This is a genomic window from Neobacillus sp. NPDC058068, from assembly GCF_042885335.1.
Lineage (GTDB): Bacteria > Bacillota > Bacilli > Bacillales > Cytobacillaceae > Neobacillus.
In genome coordinates this window covers 238044-260976 of the sequence record NZ_JBHVSI010000002.1, presented here as the reverse complement: position 1 = coordinate 260976, position 22933 = coordinate 238044, and the positions used below count along the sequence as shown (strand labels likewise).

Sequence of the window (22933 nt, the reverse complement as noted above, 5' to 3'; positions counted from 1 at the left end):
ATTATTTTATTATCTCATCTTCAACTCATACTCCTATCCTTGGGGGAAATGGGTGAATTATGCTAAAATAAAAAGGTGAAGATGGAGGTATGAAAATGAAGAAAAGAATAACAATCCTAAAGGCAAGCATAACAGAAAATAGACTATTGTTAGAAGCAAATGAACCCATCAGCGGGTTAGTTCCTGCAGAACAAATCCTTGTCGACTCTAAGCAATACTCATTTATTTACTTAATGGAGGATAAAGAAGATTATACATATATTGATTTACCCGAACAAATCTGGTCTTTCTTAAAGTCCGCTCAAGAGCAAAAGTTACCGGTGTGGATCAACTTTAAGGACCAACAATTAGAACTTTTACATTTCCATGAGGAATTAGAATATGTCATTAGCAATATTGGCGGGAATAGTAACTATGGAAAAGAAATGGTCACAAAAGTAGAGGCTATTTTCTAGAGATAAAGAGGTGGATTCATGAAGCATTGGGACCTATTTTTAGCACCCTATAAACAGGCTGTAGCAGAGCTGAAAATAAAATTAAAGGGGATGAGGGGGCAATTTGATCTCGATTCAACTCATTCTCCTATAGAGTTTGTTACCGGACGGGTAAAACCTATAGCAAGCATTCTCGATAAAGCCAATCAAAAAGGAATTCCGCTCGAGAATTTGGAAGCGGAAATGCAGGATATTGCGGGAATGCGGATTATGTGTCAGTTTGTCGATGATATACATACGGTGGTTGAGTTATTAAGGAATCGTAATGACTTTGAAATTGTTGAGGATAGAGATTATATTTCCCATAAAAAGTCAAGCGGATACCGGTCGTACCATATAGTCATTTGCTATCCGGTTCAAACAATCCACGGGGAAAAAAAGATTCTTGCCGAGATTCAAATCAGGACGCTGTCGATGAATTTTTGGGCGACGATTGAGCATTCGCTAAACTATAAGTACAAAGGAATCTTTCCCAACGATATTAAAATGAGGCTGCAAAGAGCCGCTGAAGCTTCCTTTCGGCTTGACGAGGAAATGTCATTGATTCGCGGTGAAATCCAAGAAGCACAGGCTTTTTTTACAAGAAAAAAGGAATTTAAGCAGGAAGAGAAGAACTAATGACTTGACGCTCTTTAACAAGTATTAAAGTACAAGGAGTATAAACCTATGAAATTTGCGATTACATCAAAAGGGGATCAGAAATCAAATATTTTGATGCACAAAATGAGGACCTATTTACTTGATTTTGATCTGAAGTACGATGAGGACCAGCCGGATATCGTTGTATCCATTGGCGGTGATGGGACACTTCTTTACGCCTTTCACCGCTACAAAAGCCGTTTAAGTAAAACTGCCTTCGTCGGAATTCATACGGGGCATCTTGGGTTTTATGCTGATTGGACCCCCGATGAAATTGAGAAGCTTGTAATTGCGATTGCCAAAACTCCGTTTCAGGTTGTGGAATACCCGCTGCTTGAAGTTATCATTCGTTACTCGCATGCCGGAAAGGAATCGAGATATTTAGCCTTAAACGAATCTACAGTAAAAAGTGTCGAGGGGACGCTCGTCATGGATGTAGAAATCCGCGGTCAGCATTTCGAACGATTTCGTGGGGATGGCCTTTGCGTTTCAACTCCTTCTGGAAGTACAGCTTATAACAAAGCGCTTGGCGGCGCGATTATCCATCCATCCATTTCTGCCATTCAAGTAGCTGAAATGGCGTCAATCAATAACAAAGTTTTTCGAACAGTGGGTTCGCCGCTCATCCTGCCAGCGCATCACACATGTATGTTAAAGCCTGTGAACCGCACCGATTTTCAGATTACAGTCGATCACCTAACACTGCTGCACAAAGATGTAAAATCGATTCAATTCAGGGTGCCTGAAGAAAAAATTCGTTTTGCCCGGTTCCGGCCGTTTCCTTTCTGGAAAAGGGTTCATGATTCGTTTATTTCGGATTGAGAGAAGGGGGCTCTATGATGACTTCTCGTTTTCAAATGAATTGGGTTATAGCACAGGGGGATGCCGGAAAGCTGATAAAGGAATTCTTAAAAAGTGAAGAAATCTCACGAACGGCCTTAACGGATATTAAGTTTAAGGGTGGCCGTATCCAAGTAAATGGTGAAGACGTAAATGTTCGTTATAAGCTCGCAGTCGGAGATGTATTAACAGTTGTTTTTCCTGTCGAGTACCCGAGTGAGGGGGTTGGCGGTGAAGATATTCCGTTAAAGATTTTGTTTGAAGATGACTACTTGCTTGTTGTTAACAAGCCTTCTGGTATGAATACGATTCCCTCACGTGAACATCCTGAAGGCAGCTTAGCAAATGCACTTGTCGGCTATTATCAGCGCATTGGTCTTCAGGCAGCGCCGCATATCGTCACCCGGCTTGACAGGGATACTTCTGGGGTTGTGTTGATTGCTAAGCATCGCCATGTGCATCATTTGTTTAGTATGATGCAGCAAGGGGGGTTAGTTAAGCGGACGTATGAGGCTTTTGCCGGTGGGGTGATTTCGCAGGACTTCGGTACTGTTCGTGAGCCGATTGGACGTAAACAGGAAAGTATTATAGAGAGGGAAGTTCGCAGCGACGGTCAATATGCCTGCACCCATTATCGGGTGATTGCGAGGCATCGTCTATTTACATATACTGAGCTGAAACTCGAAACGGGACGGACCCATCAAATAAGGGTACATATGTCTTACATAGGGCACCCGCTGCTTGGTGATGATTTGTATGGCGGCGATGTATCATTAATGAATAGGCAAGCCCTCCATTGTAAAAAAATCCAATTTTCGCACCCATTTTCGGGAGAGGAAATAACCTTTACGGCACCGCTCCCATCGGATATGAGCGAAATATTAGAGACTGACCCGCTTTTATAAAGGGTCAGCCTTTTTTTATTTGGAAAATTTCCAAATAATATCCAACAAATGTCGTAAGGTTTGAAAAATGTGTTGTAAGTAACCGTAAATACGTCGTGAGTGCTCAAAAATATGTAGTAAGTATCAGAAGTTCATGATGATTTCTAAATAATATCCAGTCAATGTCGTAAGTTCGGAAAAATGTGTAGTAAGTAGTCTCAAAATCGTCGTAAACGTTCAAAAATATGTGGTAATCACCGCATTTTATGTCTTAATGGCACCGAAACCTGAAATTAGACTCCAAATTCCCACGTTTTTTTCAGTCAAATTGTTTAAATTTTTCCTCGGTATATGGCATAGTAGACACAACAGAAACCAAGTCCATTTCCGGGTACCTTAATGCGGTCAGCTTGCCGCCGAAAACAGCGCCGGTATCAATGTTATAAGTATTGTTGATGATTCGGGGCTCCTTAACGGGGGTATGTCCGTATACAATACAGGCATCACCGTGATACTCCTTGGCCCAATCCCGTCTGACCGGAGAACCGTCTGGATGCTTTTCACCCGTTATATCACCGTAAAGAACAAACTCCTTGACCTTACCATGGGTTTGCCCGATAAATTCCTGTTTAATTCCTGCGTGTGCAATAACCAGCTTTTGTTTGTCTAATTCTAAATAAAGAGGCCCTTTTTCATAAAGCTCGATAAATTTTTTGCGAATGGATTGCTGTTCTTTTTTATATAATGATTCATATTCTGCAACTGTTGTTTCAAGCCCGTGAGCAATTTGGACCTTGTTTCCTAAGAAGAAACGGTATAACTTATTACAGTGATTGCCTGGCGTATAGAAAGCAGTTTTATCCTGTATTACAAGCTGCCAAACCAACTCGATAACCTTAATCGATTCTGGTCCGCGGTCAGTTAAATCGCCAACAAAACCGAGCATTCTGCCGCCTGGATGGGTTGGAACTCCTTGCGTCCAACTATAGCCCAGTTCTAACGTGAGCTCCTTAAATTCGGTGAAGCATCCATGGACATCGCCGATAATATCAATCTTCATAGGATGAAGCCCCCTTTATCTTTATTTTTTGCGAAAAAGACAGATTTTATAAACAGAATCCCTAGTTTAGAGAGGTGGAATCGAAAATGGAACAGCATTTATCAGTTATTTCTTTATTAATTGTTGTCACAATGGCATTTTTAACCCCGATTATCCTCCATCGGTTAAAATTAAATATTATACCAGTTGTCGTTGCCGAAATTATTATCGGCCTTATTATTGGCAAAAGCGGCTTTGACGTCGTTCATCAAGATATGTGGCTTTCAACACTCTCGACCCTCGGCTTTATCTTCCTTATGTTTTTAAGCGGTCTAGAGATTGATTTCACTGCCTTTACGGGAGGGAAAAAGCGGCAGCAGCTTTCAAATGGAAAAATGGAGCCTAATTCATTTACCGTTGCAACCATCATCTTTGCAGGAATTTTTATTTTTTCATTAGGTTTATCCTGCCTGTTTGTCATCGCTGGCTTTATTGATAATGCCTTCTTAATGACCCTTATTATCTCGACGATTTCACTCGGTGTTGTTGTGCCCACCCTGAAAGAAGCCCAGCTAATGAAAACTGTCATAGGGCAAATCATTTTATTGATTGCTGTTATCGCTGACTTAGTGACGATGATCTTAATGGCGGTCTTTGTCTCGCTAAATGAACCGAAGCATGGGAATACATGGCTGCTATTAATTTTGTTTGCTGCTGGTATTGTGCTTTATTTTGTCGGAAAAAGATTCAAAAACCGGACTTTTATTGAGACGTTATCAACAGGCACAGTACAAATTGGAACCCGAGCAGTGTTTACACTCATCATTGTTTTGGTTGGATTGTCAGAAACCCTCGGGGCTGAAAATATCCTCGGAGCCTTTCTAGCGGGAGTCCTCGTTTCGTTATTATCGCCGAATCAGGAACTTGTCCACAAGCTTGACTCCTTTGGCTATGGTTTTTTGATTCCAATATTTTTCGTGATGGTCGGGGTGAATCTTGATGTCTGGTCACTTTTTAGTGAAAAAAAGCTTTTATTATTAATTCCACTCTTATTGATTGGGCTTCTCTTATCAAAGATTGTGCCTGTGTATCTTTTAAAAATTTGGTACGATAATAAAACAGTTTTTGCATCGGGATTCCTGTTAACTTCAACCCTTTCACTAGTGATTGCCGCTGCAACAATTGGTGAGAGAATCGGGGTTATATCGGAACAGATGAAGGGGACATTAATATTGGTTGCCGTTATCACCTCTATTTTTACGCCGATTTTATTTAAAAGGTTGTTTCCGAAAGAAATGGCTGCGAATAAAAAGCTGCCGGTGGCTTTCTTAGGTGCCAATCTTGTTACCCTTTCATTGTCCCGTGAATTGAAATCCGGTCTATATGATCCGGTTCTTTACCATCTGCAAATGGATAAATCAGAGATGCAAATTGCAGACTCGCTTTTTGAAATTGTTGAAATTCCGGATTATTCAGTTGATACGATTATGAAAACTAAGGTTTACCAATCTGAGATTGTTGTCATTTCAACAGGTGATGAGGAGCAGAATGCGGCACTATCGATAAAAGCGAAAGAAAATGGGGTTCCAAGGGTAATTGCCCGAATTGAAAGCCCAGATATAGAGCAGCGCTTACGAGAACATCAAATCGAAGTGTTTTCTTCCTTTATGTCAACGAAGATGCTGCTCCGTGCGTTAATTGAATCGCCTGCCGTCATAAACATCCTCACAAACCAAGAGACAGGGCTTTATGAAATTGTCATGATGAACAGGCAATTTGATGGAATGACGTTACGTAAATTTCCTTTTACTGGCGATATTATTTTTGTGCGGATATTTAGAGACAAGGATTCCATCGTACCACATGGGGATACCGAGCTTCAGCTGCATGATCGCCTGATTGTTACGGGTACAAAGGAGTATGTGGATGAACTTAAAAGAGAGCTGGAATTTTGTGAAAGCTGATAAATTTTTATTATATGCGCCGCCCTTTTCATTTTTTATGAATTAGTGTAAAATTAGTACCAAGTACTAATAACATGTATTTATTGTGGGAGGAATTATTTAATGGGTCTTTCTTTAGATGGAAAAACATATGTTGTAATGGGTGTCGCCAATAAACGCAGTATTGCATGGGGAATTGCCCGCTCACTGCACAATGCAGGAGCAAGATTGATTTTTACCTATGCGGGTGAAAGACTAGAGAGCAGCGTTCGTGAATTAGCCAATTCATTAGAGGCGGAAGGAACACTTGTACTTCCATGTGATGTGACAAGTGACGAAGCTATTGCCACGTGTTTTACTGAGATTAAAGAGGCAGTTGGAACGATTCATGGGATTGCACATTGTATTGCATTTGCAAAAACAGATGAGTTAAAAGGTGAATTTGTGAACACGTCTAGAGATGGTTTCCTGCTCGCACAAAATATCAGCTCCTATTCTCTAACGGCAGTGGCAAAAGAAGCACGAGGCTTAATGGCTGAAGGCGGCAGTATTGTGACATTAACCTATTTAGGCGGCGAGCGTGCCATTCCAAACTATAATGTCATGGGTGTAGCGAAAGCATCTCTAGATGCAAGCGTCCGTTATTTAGCAGCTGATCTCGGAAAAGAGGGCATTCGCGTTAACTCGATTTCCGCTGGTCCAATCCGTACCTTATCAGCTAAAGCCATTGGTGAGTTTAATTCTATTTTAAATGAGATTGAAGAAAGAGCACCTTTACGTAGAACAACCACTCCGGAAGAAGTCGGCGACACAGCTCTATTTCTTTTCAGTGAACTTTCCCGAGGAATTACCGGCGAAAACATTCATGTTGATTCAGGATATCATATTTTGTAATTTCTTAAAGCCCGCAGCCATGCGGGCTTTTTATATGAAGAAATTGAGAATTTGCTGTTAACGGTGATAGGCATTTCGCATACATATAAAGTGTAGGATTACGTAATTAGGAGGTGCTTTGCATGTCTAATAAAAAGAGTCAACGCCCGCTGCTATATGTTGATCAGTCATTTTCTAGTGCCCCTTCCAAGAGCAACATGCAGGAAGTATATACAAACAAACGGGAACAAGAGCAAGTAGATGACATCAGAAGGAAAATTTCTCTTGCGAAAAGGGAGTCCATCGACCCGATACCAATCGAGGTAAACAATTCAGAGGATTGGCAATCTACTTCATCTACTCAACATCAAGAAAGAAACAAAACTGCATTTACGCGGGTAAAACCCTTCAAAGATATGGACCTAACTGAGCGCTTAGACTATTTAATCAACTTTCCAAAAGTTCTTCCACCTGTCCCGTGTGTCTTTTATACAGCTGAACAAAATTATCAGGGGTACTTAAAAGAGTACAACGGCAGCCAGGTAACCATCCAATTCCATGACCAATCGTCAAAAACATTCCCTCTAAATGATTTAAAGAATGTCATAATGATTGGAATCAAAAAGTAGAAATAAAAAAGCCAGCCGATTTATCCCGACTGGCTCATTTTTTTAATTGCATAATCCCAAGTTAACATCGGCAATACATTGAACTGCACAGAAGCAGTTTAAGTCAACTGTAATGCAGTCGTTGCTTGCGCGGAATCGCTCAACCTGGCACACCTTTGTAAGGTCAATGCAACATTTGTCTCCGCTAGAAACAAGGTTTACCGGAACAAAGTGCCCGCCTTCACGGCGTCCTGGCACTAATACACGAAGTGTTGCACAACAGTTGTCAAATACATCTTCTACGCGGAAGTAGATGGATACACATGCATTGTGTTCATTGCTGAAAAACGCGTGAAATGGAGAACCATCTTCCGTACTTAAAACAAACACACGAGTATCAACAGGTTCTCTCCTTGCTGGTGACACTAATGTTCCCAGCGGCTCTGTAAAACAACTGGAACACTCTGCACATTCTTCTTCAACAGCGTTGTCTTGAATATCTTTAATGGCACGAACTACTTCGCAGACACAGTTACCACTGCGAAAATCGTTATTATTATTTCCACAACCCATTTATTTTTCCTCCTTAATCCGTGATATATATCTTACATTACTAACATATTTCACAGAGCCCTTTTGGGTTACGGACAATTGCCTTATTTGGCAAAATTAGGCGGGTGAAAATCCAAAAATAAATAAGAGGAGATTAATAGGTGATGAAAATAACCTTTTTAAACTTGTTTATTTTATCACTGGCGAGCTTCAGGCTTACAAGATTATTTGTTTATGACAAAATAACCGAATTTATCCGTGCCCCTTTTTTCGATGAGCTAACTGAGGAAAATGAAGATGGTGAAATGGAAGTTTATTACCTCCCGAAGAAATCAGGAATAAGAAGATTCTTTGGTGAACTTCTAAGCTGCTATTGGTGTACAGGTATTTGGGCTGCTGCAATTATTGTAGGGCTGTTTTATCTGTACCCGGACTTTTCCACACCGGTTATCCTCATTCTAGCGGTTGCAGGAATTGCTGCAATTCTTGAATTAATCGTGCAGTATTTGCTGGAAATATAATGGATTTGCTGAGACAAGACTTGCATCTGGCTCATATTCTAACTATTAGGAATTATTTAATTCAGAAGGAGAGAATAGGGTGAATAAGAAAAAGAAGAACAAGGAAACAACGCAATCGTATCAAACAACGCAATCGTATCAAACAACAAAATCGGTAAAGAAAAAAGGCTGCGGCTGCGGCAAAAAAAAGACATCAAGATAACAGATGAAACTGCTGGTTAACTGGCAGTTTTTTTATTATTAATCTTGTCATAATTTTTGCCAATGTCGAAAAAACTACTTTGTAATAGTACTTATAAAAAATTGGAACAAGGAAAGGGAATAAAATGAGCGCTAGGTATCGACTGATATTATTCACTTGTATATGTTTATTGGCCGCCTGTAATCATAATCAACCGGCCAAGGATAGTCAATTAGCCCTGATGAAAACGACGAATCCTAAACCAGTTGTTATGGATAAAAGTAAAAATCCTAATCGTATTGAAGAAATAAAAAAAGAAGTAAGCTCATTTCCTCAAATTTATGATGTTGCCGTAGTGAAAGGGAAAAAAGATACACTCGTTGCCTATAAGGTTAAACATTTGCACCGATTTAGCATGAAAAAAATTGAAAAGAATCTAACCAAAATGCTTGAAGAAAAATATCCGAAAGAAAAGTTTACTGTTTCAAGTGATTATAAAATTTTTCTTGAAACGATTAGGTTGGATGAGCGAATGAAATCCCCTAAATTTTCTCACCGGGAAGCTGAAAAACGCTTTAAAGAAATCGTTAAGATGACAGAAGCTACGAAGTAGGAAAGGGCGAATTAAAAATGGAGAGCAAGCAAAAAAAGCAAAACACGACGCTCCAGCAGCGGAACTATCAACAGCTGCAGCAGAAGCATGAAATAAAAAGACCAGTACTGAAGAATTGTATCAAAGCATTTTTTGTTGGCGGCCTCATTTGTCTTATTGGCCAAGCCGTCAGTTATTTTTACATATATTTTTTTAATTTTACAGAACAAAGTGTCGGAAATCCGACAGTGGCGACAATGGTCTTCTTCTCCATGCTATTAACCGGGTTCGGAGTCTACGATCGGATTGGACAATTTGCAGGAGCAGGAAGCGCTGTGCCTGTTACTGGGTTTGGTAACGCTGTTATCTCTGCTGCTATTGAACATCGGACAGAAGGGTTTGTTCTAGGTGTTGGCGGGAATATGTTCAAGCTTGCCGGATCGGTGATTCTCTTCGGTGTGTTCTCAGCGTTTGTTGTGGCGTTGGTTAAAACGCTTCTTGTGATTTGGGGGGTTTTGTAATTGTTAAAAGGGCATCAATCATGGGTATTCGCTAACCGGCCAATGATTTCAGCAACGGGAGTAACAGGAGGGCCATTTGAAGCAAATGGGAAACTGGCGAATGATTTTGATTTATTATATGAAGATTTATGGATGGGAAAAGAGTCCTACGAAAAAGCCCATCGTTTATTGCTTGAAGAAGCAATAAAAATGGCCTTAAAAAAAGGAGAAGTCCAAAAAGAACAGGTACAATTTTTATTTGCCGGAGATCTAATTAATCAGATCACCCCTACAAGCTTTGCGGCTAGAACCATGCAGATTCCTTATTTCGGTCTTTTCGGGGCCTGCTCTACTTCTATGGAAGGCTTAGCACTCTCCTCATTTGTTGTTAATTACCAAGGAGCGAAATACGTGCTGACAGGTGCCTCAAGCCATAATGCAGCGGTCGAAAAGCAGTTTCGCTACCCAACAGAATATGGCGGCCAAAAACCGCCAACAGCACAATGGACCATCACCGGTGCGGGAGTGGCCCTTGTGCAGCCGAATGAGCCTGAAAAGATGCACCCTGTAACAACCTCAGCAACGATTGGAAAAGTCATTGATATGGGGTTAACAGATCCGTTTAATATGGGTGGAGCAATGGCGCCGGCGGCAGCGGATACAATCATGGCTCATTTTCGTGACCTGCAATTGGACCCTTCTTATTATGATTTAATTGTGACTGGCGATCTGGGGAGAGTAGGTCACGATACGGCCTTCGAATTGCTCAACAAAAGTGGTCTTAAATTGGAACGAAAACAGTTTCAGGATTGTGGGTTATTAATGTATAAGGATGATCAGCCAGTTCAATCCGGGGGAAGCGGTGCGGGGTGCTCAGCGACTGTCCTTTATGGACATCTACTGAACCAACTAAAGAAGGGGACATATAAACGGATGTTGGTAGTTGCGACCGGAGCATTGTTATCGCCGCTCAGTTTTCAACAAAGCGAATCAATCCCATGTATTGCACATGCAGTATCCATTGAGATGAATGAGGAAAAGGGGTGAGTCGATGCTAGCGATGTTTTTTTGGGCGTTTGTGGTTGGCGGATTCATTTGTGTCATTGGGCAGCTATTATTTGATGTAGTCAAACTGACACCAGGGCACACCTTAAGTTTGCTTGTGGTTGCAGGTGCAGTGTTGGATGGGTTCGGATTGTATGAGCCACTGGTTGATTTTGCTGGTGCAGGAGCAACCATCCCGATTACCAGCTTTGGAAATTCCTTAGTTCATGGGGCACTACAGGATGCGAAGGCACATGGAATCATTGGTGTGTTAACCGGCATGTTTCAAGTAACAAGTTCTGGAATCTCCGCCGCGATTGTTTTCGGGTTTATCGGCGCCCTTATTTTTAAACCTAAAGGGTAAAATGCACATTTTTCACTCTGGCTTTTGAATAGGTGGTCATGCCTGCACACACTAATAAGTAATTTCATATGTTATTAATGAGATTACTTAAGTGAGGTGACTATTTTATGTGCTTTGGTGGATATGGTGGTGGCTACGGCTACGGCGGTGGCTACGGCTACGGCGGAGGTTCAACATTTGTATTAATCGTCGTATTGTTCATTCTTTTAATCATAGTTGGTGCAAGCTTCTTTTAATAAATAGTAAGCTTGTTTCAGCTGGAAGGGGTTGGCCCAAAAAAGTGGCCAGCCCCTTTCTTGTTCCTGCAATCACCATTTTCCCTTTCCTTCATACAATAAAGTAGTTTATGAAGGAGAGTGATTTTTGAACATGGATAATGGATTCTTTAAAAACATAGAAAAGAAAACGGGCGTTAATATGAAAGATATCTTTGATTTAGCAAATTCGTTGCAAAATGCCAATTTTAAAGATGAAAAAACGGTCCGCAATGTGATTAGAAGGGTTTCCGAAATTGCTAATAAACCGGTAAGTAAAGAAATGGAAAATCAAATTGTAAAATCGATCATTAATGACGGGAAACAGCTTGACTTCAATACAATCTCGAAAATGATGAATAAAAAGTAAAAGAAGAAGACCAACTCCTTTGTATTAGGAATCGGTCTTCTTTCTTTTATTCAAAGGGGCTAAAAATCGTGACTGATTTGCCTTTTTTCCTCTCCTTTGTTGCGGTACTGAGATAAAAAGCTGATTCCGCGCGCGAGTCATCGCAACGTAAAATAATCTCCGCTCCTCTTCAAGAGCAGTAAAATCACCATTTCGCTGCGCTTCTAAGGCAAAATCATGTGGCAGGCTGCCATCGACAGTCCCGATTAAATAAACGGTTTTATATTCAAGCCCTTTAGCCCGGTGAATAGTGCTTAGGCTGATTGCATCTGTAAAATGCTTACTTAGATTCTTTATTTCTTTGTTCATTGCTGACATATGCTCGGAATGTGCCAGCAATGCCTCGATGGTCTCAAAGCTTTTTGCGGCCACTTTAAGGTCCTTAAGGTCGTCCGAGCCTTTTTCGATCTTGCTTGATTCGTTCCCTCGCTTCTTGAGAAAATCAAGAAAACCAAGATCTTTTTCGATTTTCTCAATCGCTATAATTGGGGACATATGCTTTAATCCCCGAATAAGCGTCACAGCCTTTTTTAATTTTTTTTCTTGAAAGGCATGTGCCGTTTTTAAGTGTGATAGGGCCTCAAGAAAACTGCAGTCTTTCAGGATACTCTGTGCTTTTAATTCTTTCAGTACCGCTTGCTTTAAAAATAAGAATGGCAGGATATCGGATAAAGCATGCGGGTCATCTTCATTCAAGCTAACCTTAAGAAAGGAGAGGGCACTTCTGACAATATACCGCTGATAAAAGCTTTCAGCATCTTGCTCCAGTTTAAAAGGAAGATTTGAACTTGCTAAGCGCTCAAAAATAGCACGTGAGCCAGCATTAGTCCGATAAAGAACCGCGAAGTCTGAGGGATTTTCCCCGTTAGAAATTCGTTCCTGAATATCTGTGACAATCATTGTTGCTTCTTCCTCTTCATCAAAGGGAAAAAATAAGAGCGGCAGCAAGCCTGATGAAAATTGTGCCTTCATTCGCTTCATTCTTCTGACTTTATTAGCAGCAATCATTTGTGTGGATGCAGCGACAATTTCATGGGAAGAACGGTAATTTTGTTCAAGAATAACCAATTTTGCAGCAGGGAAGTCTTTTTCAAATTCCAGCAAATAGCTCGGGTCACTCCCTCGGAATGAATAAATCGCTTGATCATCATCGCCGACTGCACAAACGTTTTTATGCATTCCTGATAGGAGCTTGATGAGTTCATACTGCACCTTGTTTACATCCTGAAATTCATCAATTAAAAAATAGTGAAAGCGGTCCTGATAGTGTGCAAGCAGGTCAGGGGAAGAATTCAAAAGCTGATAACAACCAAGCAGCATGTCATCAAAGTCAAAAAGACCTTCTCGACGCTTATATTCCTCATATTTTTTATATAGAAATACTGCCTTTTCTTCCCACTCAGATGCGGGTCTCACTTCGTTTGGCATCAGGAGTGAGTTTTTCCAAAACCCAATTTGCTGTAGCGCCAGGTCAAAGGCAAATTCCTTTTCAGATAAGTCGAGCTCTTTACCAGCTTCTTTAAGGATTTTATCCCGCTGCCATTCTTTTTTTAATAATTTGTCAGCAGACCAATTGGCTCCATCATGAAACATAAGTATCCGATAAAAAATACTGTGAAACGTACCCGTAACAAGTTGATTGATTTTTTCCCGTTTCATTTGTGGATAGGAGAGCAATCGATCCTTCATTTCAGCGGCAGCTTTTGACGTAAAGGTAACAAGCATAATCGTACGGGGATCAATCTGTTTATCATGGAGCATAAAAGCTGTTCGTACGGTTAACACACGTGTTTTACCGCTCCCCGCACCAGCAAGGACTAATATCGATCCTTCTGTATCCAGGACAGCCGCTGTTTGGCTTTCATCCAGGACAACTCCGCTTTCCGCTAGTTCTAAGAGATAAGGCGGTCGTTTTTGCTGACTGCCTTCTGTTACCTGTTTAAATGGGATCGTGTATTCAATTGTTTTTGATGGTCTGAATAGTTCTAGATTTTTTTGGGTTTCTGTAATCGTTCTGCCTTTTGGCAGATTAAATCCGTTCTGAACGCTAAAGCTTGCTGAATCCTCGGTAACTATAGTTACAGCAGGCTCTGGGCAATGTATTTCCGGTTCTTGGGTATGAAAAAAATAAGGGCTCTCGTGAATTCCCAGTAACAATCGAACTTTCTGGGCGCACGTAGGGCAGTGGAGTTCACCATTTTTCCCAGCAAGAAAGATTTTTTGATATTGTTCTCTCGCTAAGTTGTCAAGAACAATATTTTGATGTTGATAGATAGCTGTTTTCATATATTTAAACCTCTATTTCGCTAAATAAGACATGTTCAATCATAACAAAACTAGCCGGTATCTGAAAGTGTTTTAATCCAGGAAGATAAAGAAGCACTTGCCAGTCAACGGCAAGTGCTTCTTTTAAGTTATTATTTCTTTTATCATTGTTTTATGAGGAATACCTGCATCCAAAAACTCCTCTGAGACAACCTCGTAACCAAGACCTTCATAGAAAGGAATAGCTTGGGTTTGGGCATGTAGCTTTAATTTCTGTAACGCAAGAGACTGAGCGTGGTTCTCAATAGCATTCATGATCGACTTCCCTGCACCAGTTTTTCTTGCTTCTTTTAAAACACAGATGCGTTCAACTTTCCCGTATCCATCCACGACCCGGAATCTGCCAGCCCCGATAGGCGCATCTTCAAGATATAGGACAAAATGGGCGGCTTCATCTTCGTATTGGTCGATTTCCTCTTCAAGCGGGACGTTTTGCTCCTCCACGAAAACAATTTTTCTTATATAAAAAGCATCTTCAAGTTCTTTTTGATTTTCTACAACCTTTACTTTCACGTAATCCTATTCCTTTCCAAGACGAAATGTTTCATAAACGGTCCAAGAACCATTTTCTAATTGATATAGAAGGTGGAAGCGGTCAATTGTTTCTTCATGATCAAGTTTTGTCATTCTAAGTGAACCTAAGACATCTGAGTGCTCGTCATCGGAAAGCTTTTGACCAATCGTAATATGCGGAACAAAGGCATAATCCGGGTTTTGTTCGCTATATTCTTGATTAACTTCGGAATGAAGGGCTACAAGTTCTTCCGTTTTGTCCACTTTGAAATAGATGACATTATTTACAGGCTGAAACGAGCTGATTTTGGAAGTTTTTAATGCGATTGGGTTGGTATTTCTAGCGATTTTTCGTAATTTGTCTGCTAAATCCTTCGCATTCTCTTCTGTTGCTTCAAAGGCATTCTTTAACGTTAGGTGTGGAGGAATTAGAGCATAATGCGGATCATAGCGTTTGCGATAAGAATTCACCAGGTCTTGAAGCTTTTTTGACGGGAAAATAACAACTCCAAATTTCATACGTTTACCTCCGTTTATATAAAATTATTTTCTTGAAAAACCAATACTTATAAAAAGCCTTCCTGCTATTATAGCAAATTTTCAAAATATATTAAATCACTTAAATCACACTTATGAAACTTGTGACAATAGTTGTAAGACTAAAATAACAGTTTAAGTGCTCGTCTTAAATCTGGCTGCCAGTATGTCCAGGTATGATTTCCGTTAAATTCTTCATAAAAATATGTAAAAGGTTTTGCTGAAATTACTTTTGAAAGTTCGCGGTTTGGGCCAAGGAAATCACTCACTTTTCCGTTAGTCATGTGTACTTCCGTTTCTTGATTGCCAATGACATGATAAATTTCTAAAAGCTGCTCTTCAGTAAAGTTTCTTATTAATTCCACTACCTGATTGTCAACGTAAGGCGACTGCAACAGTACTTTTCCAAATGTGTGCGGGTATTGAATTGCCGTCATTAATGAGACGGTAGCGGCAAGCGAGTCGCCAATAAGTGCCCTCGTCGAACCCATTTGATAAGTAGGAAACTCTTTGTCAAGAAAAGGAACTAACTCATGGGCAAGGAAGCGGATGTATTTTTGGTTTTCTGATCCTTTGGGATGGTATTTCCTGCGACGGTCCTCCACATCTTTATAGGGCACCCCAACAATTATTAAATTTTCAATTTCCCTTTTAGAATGAAACTCGTCTGCTACTCGACCAATTCGGCCAAGCTGGAAATAATCGCGGCCATCCTGTGCGATTAACAACGAGTATTTATATAACGGCGAAAAGTTTGCTGGTAGATAAATAAGGAGCTGCATTTCTTCCCCTAGCTCAACGCTTTGAAAGGTAAGTTCTTTAATCGTGCCTTTTGGAAACTCCATACAACAAAACCCCCAATATTTCGATTAATACAACTGCATTTTATCATATTTTAATTAGAAATGCTTTTCACAATAGGAAGGGAGTTTGGGGGAATCGGAACATAGGGGGTTAGTGAAGGTGTCGCTTTTTTAAACAGGTTTCGGGCATGATGGATAAAATGTTTTCCCGCTTAAAGGTGCGGACTTGTTTTCGAAGCAGACAATAGGCACGAATATATTCCTCATTCATTTCCATCACAATCAATTTCCGCTGAGATAACTCATGGTTATCGGCAAGATAAATCATTTCTAAAGGCATATTTTCTTCGATGGAACGGATGAATAGCCCATCCATGTGAATCACTCCTTTCTTCATTATTGTATTATTATATCCGAACATTCGTTCTTTATTCGAGAAAATAGAACTTCCATTCCTTTTTGTTGTTAAAAGATTTATCGGCTGGAATGGATGGTCAGGAGGGTTATCCGTAAGAATGCTAAAAATAATATTGACATTCTAGAAAAATTTAATATAATTAAATTTGTACTAATAAGCGATCTGATAGTTCAGCGGGAGAATACATCCTTGACAGGGATGGGGTCGGGGGTTCGAATCCCTCTCAGATCATCACTAATCCTAACATCTAAACGATGTTAGGATTTTTTTTCTATAATTTGTAGTTTCTTATTTCAAGTAAAATAATATTTAAAAGCTCTTTCCTAATTGCTGGAATTACAAGCTCTTTAATTGATTAAAACGAACATATGTTTTATAATTAAATAAAGAATAAAAATAAAAGGAGGATAGAGCCGGTGAAAAGAGTCTGGGCTTATTACCGTGTTTCAACTAAAAGTCAAGTCCTTCACCATGATACTACCCTACAACAGAAAGCTTGTTTAAATTACATTTCCAATTTTCACGATTGGAAAATAAAACGTGAGATTGAGGAACTGGCTGTTTCTGGATATAGTGTAAAACTAGAAGATCGAAAAGGAATCAATAGAATCTTACTTGGTGCTAAGCAAAGAGAATTTGAAGTATTACTTGTATTCATGTTGGACAGGATTGGCAGGAAAGAGGATGAAATGAAATACTTTTTCGATGCCATGCAGAGTGAGGGCATTGAAATCTGGTCTATAACCGAAGGAATGGTTTCCAATTTTTCTGAACGTGAAGCTGAATATTATCTTCAGTGCTCAAAAGAAGTTGAAAAAACATCACAAAGAGTAAAAAGAAGATTTGTACAACTAAACGAGGAAGGTATTTTTACAGGAGGATCTCCTCCTTATGGGTACAAAATTATTAAATTGGATGGAAAATCAGAATTAGCTATTTTCCCTGAGGAAGCAGAGATTGTTAAAATTAAGAAACCCCATATATATTGGTTACCCAGCTTATAATAAATGTAGCAATCTGCACGGTAAACATAAGCGGTCAGAATGGAAGCTCCAACCTAAAAAAGAGGAATTAGTAATTGTAGATAAGGAAGTATTTTTAAAAACTCAAGAATTAATGGACAAAAGAAAACCCTATGAAAATCATTCGGGTACTACAACAAAAAATACCTTTTTACTTAGCAATCTAATTTATTGCGGGTACTGCGGGAAAAAGCTAAAGGCCGAGAATAATAGAAATAGACCTAAAAAAGTAAATGGAAAATCATTTGAAACAAAAATTTATCGGCGCTATGTCTGTGAGCATGCAAAAAATAAACATGAAATTCATGAGCAAAGGGACTTTGGTGCAGACAAGCATGAAGATATAATTATATCTTTGTTAGCAGACGTTATGAAAAAAGCAACTTTTTTTATTGATGAAAAGGGAATAAAACAGGAAAAAGAATCCTGTTTAAGGGAAATAGAAAGGATAAAAGAAGAATTAAGTCAGTTGTATTCCTCTTATTTTCAATTAAAAAATGAAAATCAATTGGAGAGATTAGCTAAATTAGAAAAAGATATTCTTGAAATAAATAAAAACCTTTTTAATGAAGAAACTTCTTTTTCTGCTCTTATAACTAAAGAGAATTCTATTGAATTGTTAAATATAGAGCTACCTAATTGGAATAGTAAATATTATTCGTGCTCTGTAATGGAAAAAAGGCAGATGCTAGGGCGAATTATTGAAAAAGTAATTCTTAAAAAAGGAAGTTTTGAATTATTAACAAAAGATTATATTGCACATCCTGCTATAATAAGTCATAAAATTAAAGAGATAAATTCTAGTTCTGTAGTGATTCCAAAAGTGACAGGGAAGGGGTCGGGGGTTCAAGTCCCTCACAGGTCATCACAAATCCTAACATCTAAACGATGTTAGGATTTTTTTATTTCTAATGTACATCGTGATAGACACACTTTGAATGATTTATATTCTAAAAACGTTACATAGAATTGTATAATTAATCATAAAGAAGAGGAGTTGAATTACATGATGAAAAGTGAATCAATGCTTTCGATTGACCCAGCTAAGAATACTGCGACTGAAAATTATAAATTGATGATTGGGAGTGTTATTCCAAGGCCAATTGCATTTGTGACCTCGTTAGCGAGTGATGGTACCTTAAATGCTGCTCCGTTTAGCTACTTCAATATTGCCTCATCAAAACCGCCGATGATTTCAATCGCTGTATTAAGAAAGGAAACGGGGCAAAAGGATACGGCACGCAACATTGTCGGTCTTAAGGAATTTGTTGTTCATATTGTCGATGAAGGGATTATCGCACAAGTGAATGAAACAGCGGCAAGCCTCCCGCCTGACCAAAGTGAAATGGAACTAACAAATTTTTCAGCAATTGAGAGTACGAAAATCTTGGTTCCGGGAATTAAAGAGGCAAAGATCCGTATGGAGTGTATATTAGAGCATCACTTAATTTTAGGCGATGAAGATGCGCCCAGCAGTGACCTAATCATCGGAAGAGTGGTTCAATTTCATTTTGATAAAGAAATATACGAGAATGGAAAAATTAATCAAACTAGTTTAGCTGCTGTAAGCCGGCTTGCAGGTCATAATTATGCAAAAATCGGTGAGGTTTTTGAAATTATTAGGCCGAAATAAGTGCCCGCACGGTAAATGAAAGAACTTTTCATTGCCCGAAATAAGAAAAACAGCTTCCCCGCGGTCAATGAAAAGTTCTTTAAAGATAAAATGGAGAAAATATATCCTAGTCCAGTCTTCGACCACAAATATCAAATAACGGGCAGATATCACATATAGGCGTTGCTTTGCAATGCTCCTTCGCATGTTCAACGATAAGGGCGTGGAATTCATTAAATAGTACCAAGGCCCCAGGTAATTCCTTTTCAACTTGCTTTCTAAAGGTATCATACGATTCTGGCATATCGTATCCTAAACGATAGAATATCCGCTTTGCATAGGCGTCGACGACAAAAATAGGGGTATCAAATGCGTAAAGCAAGATGACATCCGCCGTTTCAGGGCCAATGCCCTTGATACTTAATAGCTCAGTGCGCAGTTGATGCCTGTCTATTTTTTTAATCAAATTGATATCGTAATCATGGGTTTTAAACCATTCCATAAAGGACTTGATCCGACTAGCCTTAATATTGAAAAAGCCGCTTGGCTTTATAAGCTGGGCAAGTTCCTCATTAGATAATTGAGCAACCACTTCAGGATGCAAAAACGGTCGTAAATTTATTAAGGCCTTGTCGACATTGCGCCAGCTTGTATTTTGAACAAGTATGGAGCCGATCATCATTTCAAACTGTGTTTCCGCTGGCCACCAGCCTTGCGGGCCGTAGTGTTCATATAATTTTTTGTAAATTAATTGATAATCGTGCTTCATTGTATCACCATTTTCTTAATATAGAACCCGCCATAAATAAAACGTGGCATATGCTTGCCAGCCCTCCCATCGTACTGAAAGCTTTAAAAGCTCTTCCTTCGCAGGCTTTTTCTCTGAACCGGTCAGATGTTTGATGGCGTTATGCAGTCCAACATCATCAATCGGATAAGCAGAGGTAAATCGTAGGCAGCGCATTAGCACGTAATTCGCTGTCCATGGACCAATCCCGCGAATCTTGATTAAACTCTTTTCAGCTTCTTTAAGGCTATCCATCCTCAATAATTTTTCCTTCGATAATTCCCCGCTGGCCATCAGTTGGGCAATGCCAATAATATATTCACTTTTTTTCAAGGTCATTTTAATATCTGCTAGATCAGCAGGTGTTAATTGGGCAATTTGTTCGTAGGTTGGAAAAACCCAATAGTTCCTGCCATTCCACTCGATTGAATCGCCAAATTTTTCAACAAATTGTCTTTTTAATGTGTAGGCGAACGCTAAGTTTATCTGCTGCCCTAAGACTCCCCAGCAGAGGGCCTCAAATAAATCGGGCACACCGATCACACGTAATCCGAAAAATTCCTCGACTGGCCCCTTAAGGAGCGGGTCTGCTTTTGCCATTTTGTAAAACGGCGTTAAATCACGGTCAAGGTCAAACCATTCACGAATGTACTGGGCAACCTCAGCGCGCTCCGACTGATTATTCGGTCTAGAGTCTTTTAAAAATTGCACGATCATCTGATTAAATTTATTTACGTGTATTTTTACTAAGGTTCGGGTTTCTCCAACGGCAATCACCCTTATGATCATTTCGTTTTCGACTTCAAACATACATTCATTTTTGTTCCGTTCTAAATAGCCAAGATTTGCTTTTATATTAAAATCGATTGGCAGCTCAATGATGATATTCCCATTGATTTCCTGCCAACAGTCCATTGTGTTTTGTTGATTAGCCACATTCAAACCTCCGCATCTTAATAATCATTATCACAAAAAATTATTTCATTATCTTGCTTTTCTATTCGTAAAAACCTTATTTTCAGAAGAAATAGGGCTATATTGATAATAACAAAAATTGGAGGTGATAACGATGGTTCATGATATTAAATCCCGTGTACAAAGCTTAGACTGGGAGGCCATTCAACAAGAATTAGATGAACAAGGTTTTGCAAAGCTGCCCCCGATTTTAACTAAGGCAGAATGTGAATCGTTCATGGAGTTATATAGTGATGAACAGTTGTACAGAACAAAGATTAATATGACGAGATACCGCTTTGGTAGCGGAGAGTACAAATATTTTTCCTACCCATTGCCTGAACTGATTCAAGGGTTACGAGAATCGTTTTATGCAGAGCTGACCAAAACCGCAAATCGCTGGTTGGGTTATTTGAAAAAACCGGAACAGTATCCCAATACGCTGGAAGATTTTTTAAAGACTTGTGAAGAAAAGGAGCAAACGAGACCAACACCATTAATCTTAAAATATGAAAAAGGCGGCTTCAACTGTATGCATCAGGATCTTTACGGAGACGTATTTTTTCCATTTCAAGTTGTCTTTATCCTGAATCAACACAATCAAGACTATACAGGGGGGGAATTCCTCCTTGTAGAGCAAATTCCAAGGGCCCAAAGCAGGGGACACGTCCTTACAGTTGATCAAGGCGGGGCGATTATTTTTCCAACAAACTATCGACCTGCCCAAGGAAAAAAGGATTATTACAAAAATACACTTCGCCACGGTGTCAGCACGATTACATCTGGAGAGCGATATGGTTTAGGGATTATTTTCCATGATGCGAAATAGAGGAATTATATCAATGAAAGACAAAACAAGTGTAAAAACTGAGCATAGTGTTTTTCATTGGGGGATAAAGGACAAAACTGGTGAATAAACCATGCGAAGTGTCCTTCATATGGGGGATGGAGGACAAAACCAACCTACTGTTTGCACTTTCCATCAAACCCAATCAGATTCAATATCTTGCTTTTTTATTCCCAAGAACTTACCTATCGTTTGTGACGGAGCTATAATAATAAGAGAGGTGGTCTAAATGAGAATAGAGTTTCAAGCGGATTCTAGTGATGAAGTCATGACAGATGAAAAATGGCAGGCCATTATCGGTAACGATGCAGCATACAATAATCAATTTTTCTATGCTGTTAAGACAACGGGAATCTTCTGTAAGCCATCATGTAAATCTCGCGTTCCCAAAAAAGAAAATGTACGGATTTTTCAAAACGCAGAAGAAGCCATTTCTGCTGATTTCCGTCCTTGTAAACGATGCAAACCCACGAATGAGCGCTTACCTGATAACGAATGGGTTGCAATCATAATAGAATACATTGATAAAAATTACCCTGACAAGCTTTCACTGGAAACATTAGCTGAAATAAGTCATGGAAGTCCGTATCATTTACACCGGACATTTAAAAAAATTACCGGCATGACGCCTGTTGAATATATCCATCAGGTCAGAATAAATACAGCTAAAAAATATTTACTTCAATCGGATCGAGCGGTTTCAGATATAGCAAAGATGGTTGGTATCTCTAATACGCCTTATTTTATTACAGTATTTAAAAAGATGACGGGCACTACACCCGCCCATTTCCGTCAATTACATGAATCGGAGGGAATAAAATGAAGTCACAAAATAATAAGACACCTGTTTATTGGTCACTGCTGAATTTTAAAGATTGGAATCTATATATTGCTGCGACAGAGAAGGGGCTTTGTTACGTCGGGTCACAGAACAAGCCGTTTGAGGAATTTTCGATATGGGCAGAAAAACAGTTTCCAGGAAACCCTCTAGTGGAGGACAGGGAGAAGCTGAACCCTTATGCAGCTGAACTAATAGAATATTTTAATGGGAAACGGAAGATTTTTACTGTCCCGTTTGATTATCATGGGACAGAGTTCCAAGTTGCTGTATGGAACGCACTTTGTGAGATTCCGTTCGGGGAGACTAGAGTATATTCCGATATCGCACACCATATCAATAAGCCAGCGGCAGTACGTGCAGTAGGAGCGGCTATTGGTGCCAATCCGGTGTTAATTTCGGTGCCATGCCACCGTGTTGTCGGAAAAAATGGCTCGCTAACCGGCTATCGCGGCGGATTAGAAATGAAGACACAACTCCTTGATTTGGAACGGCAAGGTTTAAAAGCTTGGGCGAATCACTTAGATTAAAGTATAATGA

The 22933-nt window shown here is 39.5% G+C and carries 30 protein-coding genes and 1 tRNA gene; 22 read left to right on the top strand and 9 right to left on the bottom strand.

Annotation, left to right across the window (positions count from 1 at the left end; genetic code table 11):
• The first annotated feature begins 95 nt into the window (after positions 1–95).
• Genes ACFVSW_RS03555 through ACFVSW_RS03540 form a run of 4 tightly spaced genes read left to right on the top strand, consistent with a single transcriptional unit; the run spans position 96 to position 2878 of the window.
• Positions 96–455 (top strand): UPF0738 family protein, encoded by a 360-nt coding sequence (locus ACFVSW_RS03555; RefSeq protein WP_387312252.1) that lies wholly within the window; start codon positions 96–98, stop codon positions 453–455.
• Between the two features lie 18 nt (positions 456–473).
• A complete protein-coding gene (gene yjbM / locus ACFVSW_RS03550; protein ID WP_387312249.1) occupies positions 474–1112 on the top strand; it encodes a GTP diphosphokinase in 639 nt (212 codons plus the stop codon).
• Between the two features lie 48 nt (positions 1113–1160).
• Positions 1161–1955: an NAD kinase gene (locus ACFVSW_RS03545; protein ID WP_387312245.1), complete on the top strand. Its 795-nt coding sequence runs from the start codon at positions 1161–1163 to the stop codon at positions 1953–1955.
• Between the two features lie 14 nt (positions 1956–1969).
• Entirely contained in the window at positions 1970–2878 is a 909-nt protein-coding gene (locus tag ACFVSW_RS03540; RefSeq protein WP_387312243.1) for an RluA family pseudouridine synthase, read from the top strand.
• A gap of 298 nt (positions 2879–3176) precedes the next feature.
• On the opposite strand, the gene prpE is transcribed toward ACFVSW_RS03540, so the two are convergent.
• Positions 3177–3917, bottom strand: a complete 741-nt coding sequence (gene prpE / locus ACFVSW_RS03535; protein ID WP_387312241.1) for a bis(5'-nucleosyl)-tetraphosphatase PrpE — start codon at positions 3915–3917, stop codon at positions 3177–3179.
• Between the two features lie 86 nt (positions 3918–4003).
• Between prpE and ACFVSW_RS03530 the strand changes: the two genes are divergently transcribed.
• The 3 genes from ACFVSW_RS03530 to ACFVSW_RS03520 all read left to right on the top strand — a co-directional run bounded on the left by ACFVSW_RS03530 (position 4004) and on the right by ACFVSW_RS03520 (position 7341).
• Entirely contained in the window at positions 4004–5860 is a 1857-nt protein-coding gene (locus tag ACFVSW_RS03530; RefSeq protein ID WP_387312238.1) for a monovalent cation:proton antiporter family protein, read from the top strand.
• A 102-nt stretch (positions 5861–5962) separates the two neighbouring features.
• Positions 5963–6733, top strand: a complete 771-nt coding sequence (fabI, locus tag ACFVSW_RS03525; protein ID WP_387312235.1) for an enoyl-ACP reductase FabI — start codon at positions 5963–5965, stop codon at positions 6731–6733.
• Positions 6734–6855: 122 nt separating this feature from the next.
• Positions 6856–7341, top strand: a complete 486-nt coding sequence (locus ACFVSW_RS03520; protein WP_387312233.1) for a CotO family spore coat protein — start codon at positions 6856–6858, stop codon at positions 7339–7341.
• A gap of 42 nt (positions 7342–7383) precedes the next feature.
• Here the strand turns inward: ACFVSW_RS03520 and ACFVSW_RS03515 are convergent, their stop codons facing one another.
• Positions 7384–7893, bottom strand: coding sequence for a CotY/CotZ family spore coat protein (locus ACFVSW_RS03515; protein WP_387312231.1), 510 nt, complete (start codon positions 7891–7893; stop codon positions 7384–7386).
• A 143-nt stretch (positions 7894–8036) separates the two neighbouring features.
• Between ACFVSW_RS03515 and ACFVSW_RS03510 the strand changes: the two genes are divergently transcribed.
• From ACFVSW_RS03510 to spoVIF, 8 genes are all read left to right on the top strand, one after another.
• Positions 8037–8393, top strand: coding sequence for a DUF1360 domain-containing protein (locus ACFVSW_RS03510; protein WP_387312708.1), 357 nt, complete (start codon positions 8037–8039; stop codon positions 8391–8393).
• Between the two features lie 79 nt (positions 8394–8472).
• Positions 8473–8595, top strand: coding sequence for a hypothetical protein (locus ACFVSW_RS03505; protein WP_387312229.1), 123 nt, complete (start codon positions 8473–8475; stop codon positions 8593–8595).
• A gap of 220 nt (positions 8596–8815) precedes the next feature.
• A complete protein-coding gene (locus ACFVSW_RS03500) occupies positions 8816–9187 on the top strand; it encodes a YhcN/YlaJ family sporulation lipoprotein (RefSeq protein ID WP_387312228.1) in 372 nt (123 codons plus the stop codon).
• Between the two features lie 17 nt (positions 9188–9204).
• Positions 9205–9687 carry a stage V sporulation protein AC gene (gene spoVAC / locus ACFVSW_RS03495; protein ID WP_387312226.1) on the top strand — a complete coding sequence of 161 codons (483 nt, stop codon included), beginning with the start codon at positions 9205–9207 and terminating at the stop codon, positions 9685–9687.
• Positions 9688–10713 carry a stage V sporulation protein AD gene (spoVAD, locus tag ACFVSW_RS03490; protein WP_387312224.1) on the top strand — a complete coding sequence of 342 codons (1026 nt, stop codon included), beginning with the start codon at positions 9688–9690 and terminating at the stop codon, positions 10711–10713.
• Between the two features lie 4 nt (positions 10714–10717).
• Complete coding sequence (spoVAE, locus tag ACFVSW_RS03485) at positions 10718–11074, top strand: stage V sporulation protein AE (RefSeq protein ID WP_387312221.1); 357 nt, start codon at positions 10718–10720, stop codon at positions 11072–11074.
• A gap of 107 nt (positions 11075–11181) precedes the next feature.
• The gene (locus ACFVSW_RS03480; RefSeq protein ID WP_082804840.1) at positions 11182–11310 is read left to right on the top strand and encodes a YjcZ family sporulation protein; all 129 of its coding nucleotides are present in this window, start codon (positions 11182–11184) and stop codon (positions 11308–11310) included.
• Positions 11311–11443: 133 nt separating this feature from the next.
• Complete coding sequence (gene spoVIF / locus ACFVSW_RS03475) at positions 11444–11698, top strand: sporulation-specific transcription regulator SpoVIF (protein ID WP_387312706.1); 255 nt, start codon at positions 11444–11446, stop codon at positions 11696–11698.
• A 24-nt stretch (positions 11699–11722) separates the two neighbouring features.
• Here spoVIF and ACFVSW_RS03470 read toward each other — a convergent pair whose 3' ends face one another.
• The 5 genes from ACFVSW_RS03470 to ACFVSW_RS03450 form a co-directional block, all read right to left on the bottom strand.
• Positions 11723–14023: a UvrD-helicase domain-containing protein gene (locus ACFVSW_RS03470; protein ID WP_387312217.1), complete on the bottom strand. Its 2301-nt coding sequence runs from the start codon at positions 14021–14023 to the stop codon at positions 11723–11725.
• Positions 14024–14146: 123 nt separating this feature from the next.
• A complete protein-coding gene (locus tag ACFVSW_RS03465; protein ID WP_387312214.1) occupies positions 14147–14575 on the bottom strand; it encodes a GNAT family N-acetyltransferase in 429 nt (142 codons plus the stop codon).
• A gap of 6 nt (positions 14576–14581) precedes the next feature.
• Positions 14582–15094, bottom strand: coding sequence for a YjcG family protein (locus tag ACFVSW_RS03460; RefSeq protein WP_387312211.1), 513 nt, complete (start codon positions 15092–15094; stop codon positions 14582–14584).
• A 140-nt stretch (positions 15095–15234) separates the two neighbouring features.
• Complete coding sequence (locus ACFVSW_RS03455) at positions 15235–15957, bottom strand: alpha/beta hydrolase (RefSeq protein WP_387312208.1); 723 nt, start codon at positions 15955–15957, stop codon at positions 15235–15237.
• 109 nt (positions 15958–16066) lie between these two features.
• A complete protein-coding gene (locus tag ACFVSW_RS03450) occupies positions 16067–16291 on the bottom strand; it encodes a WYL domain-containing protein (protein ID WP_387312205.1) in 225 nt (74 codons plus the stop codon).
• Positions 16292–16492: 201 nt separating this feature from the next.
• On the opposite strand from ACFVSW_RS03450, the gene ACFVSW_RS03445 reads away from it, so the two are divergent.
• The 4 genes from ACFVSW_RS03445 to ACFVSW_RS03430 all read left to right on the top strand — a co-directional run bounded on the left by ACFVSW_RS03445 (position 16493) and on the right by ACFVSW_RS03430 (position 18988).
• Positions 16493–16564, top strand: a tRNA-Val gene (locus ACFVSW_RS03445).
• 185 nt (positions 16565–16749) lie between these two features.
• Positions 16750–17337, top strand: a complete 588-nt coding sequence (locus ACFVSW_RS03440) for a recombinase family protein (RefSeq protein WP_387312201.1) — start codon at positions 16750–16752, stop codon at positions 17335–17337.
• Positions 17291–18250, top strand: coding sequence for a recombinase zinc beta ribbon domain-containing protein (locus ACFVSW_RS03435; protein ID WP_387312199.1), 960 nt, complete (start codon positions 17291–17293; stop codon positions 18248–18250). Before ACFVSW_RS03440 ends, ACFVSW_RS03435 begins: the two co-directional genes overlap by 47 nt.
• 129 nt (positions 18251–18379) lie before the next feature.
• Positions 18380–18988 carry a flavin reductase family protein gene (locus tag ACFVSW_RS03430; protein ID WP_387312703.1) on the top strand — a complete coding sequence of 203 codons (609 nt, stop codon included), beginning with the start codon at positions 18380–18382 and terminating at the stop codon, positions 18986–18988.
• A gap of 106 nt (positions 18989–19094) precedes the next feature.
• Here ACFVSW_RS03430 and ACFVSW_RS03425 read toward each other — a convergent pair whose 3' ends face one another.
• Both ACFVSW_RS03425 and ACFVSW_RS03420 read right to left on the bottom strand, forming a co-directional pair.
• Positions 19095–19736: an endonuclease III domain-containing protein gene (locus ACFVSW_RS03425; RefSeq protein WP_387312197.1), complete on the bottom strand. Its 642-nt coding sequence runs from the start codon at positions 19734–19736 to the stop codon at positions 19095–19097.
• Between the two features lie 15 nt (positions 19737–19751).
• Positions 19752–20669 carry a DNA-3-methyladenine glycosylase family protein gene (locus tag ACFVSW_RS03420; protein WP_387312701.1) on the bottom strand — a complete coding sequence of 306 codons (918 nt, stop codon included), beginning with the start codon at positions 20667–20669 and terminating at the stop codon, positions 19752–19754.
• A 154-nt stretch (positions 20670–20823) separates the two neighbouring features.
• On the opposite strand from ACFVSW_RS03420, the gene ACFVSW_RS03415 reads away from it, so the two are divergent.
• The 3 genes from ACFVSW_RS03415 (at position 20824) to ACFVSW_RS03405 (ending at position 22923) form a co-directional block, all read left to right on the top strand.
• Positions 20824–21537, top strand: a complete 714-nt coding sequence (locus ACFVSW_RS03415) for a 2OG-Fe(II) oxygenase (protein ID WP_387312194.1) — start codon at positions 20824–20826, stop codon at positions 21535–21537.
• 247 nt (positions 21538–21784) lie between these two features.
• Positions 21785–22378 carry a bifunctional transcriptional activator/DNA repair enzyme AdaA gene (locus ACFVSW_RS03410; protein WP_387312191.1) on the top strand — a complete coding sequence of 198 codons (594 nt, stop codon included), beginning with the start codon at positions 21785–21787 and terminating at the stop codon, positions 22376–22378.
• Positions 22375–22923 carry a methylated-DNA--[protein]-cysteine S-methyltransferase gene (locus tag ACFVSW_RS03405; protein ID WP_387312189.1) on the top strand — a complete coding sequence of 183 codons (549 nt, stop codon included), beginning with the start codon at positions 22375–22377 and terminating at the stop codon, positions 22921–22923. Before ACFVSW_RS03410 ends, ACFVSW_RS03405 begins: the two co-directional genes overlap by 4 nt.
• The last annotated feature ends 10 nt before the right edge of the window (positions 22924–22933 follow it).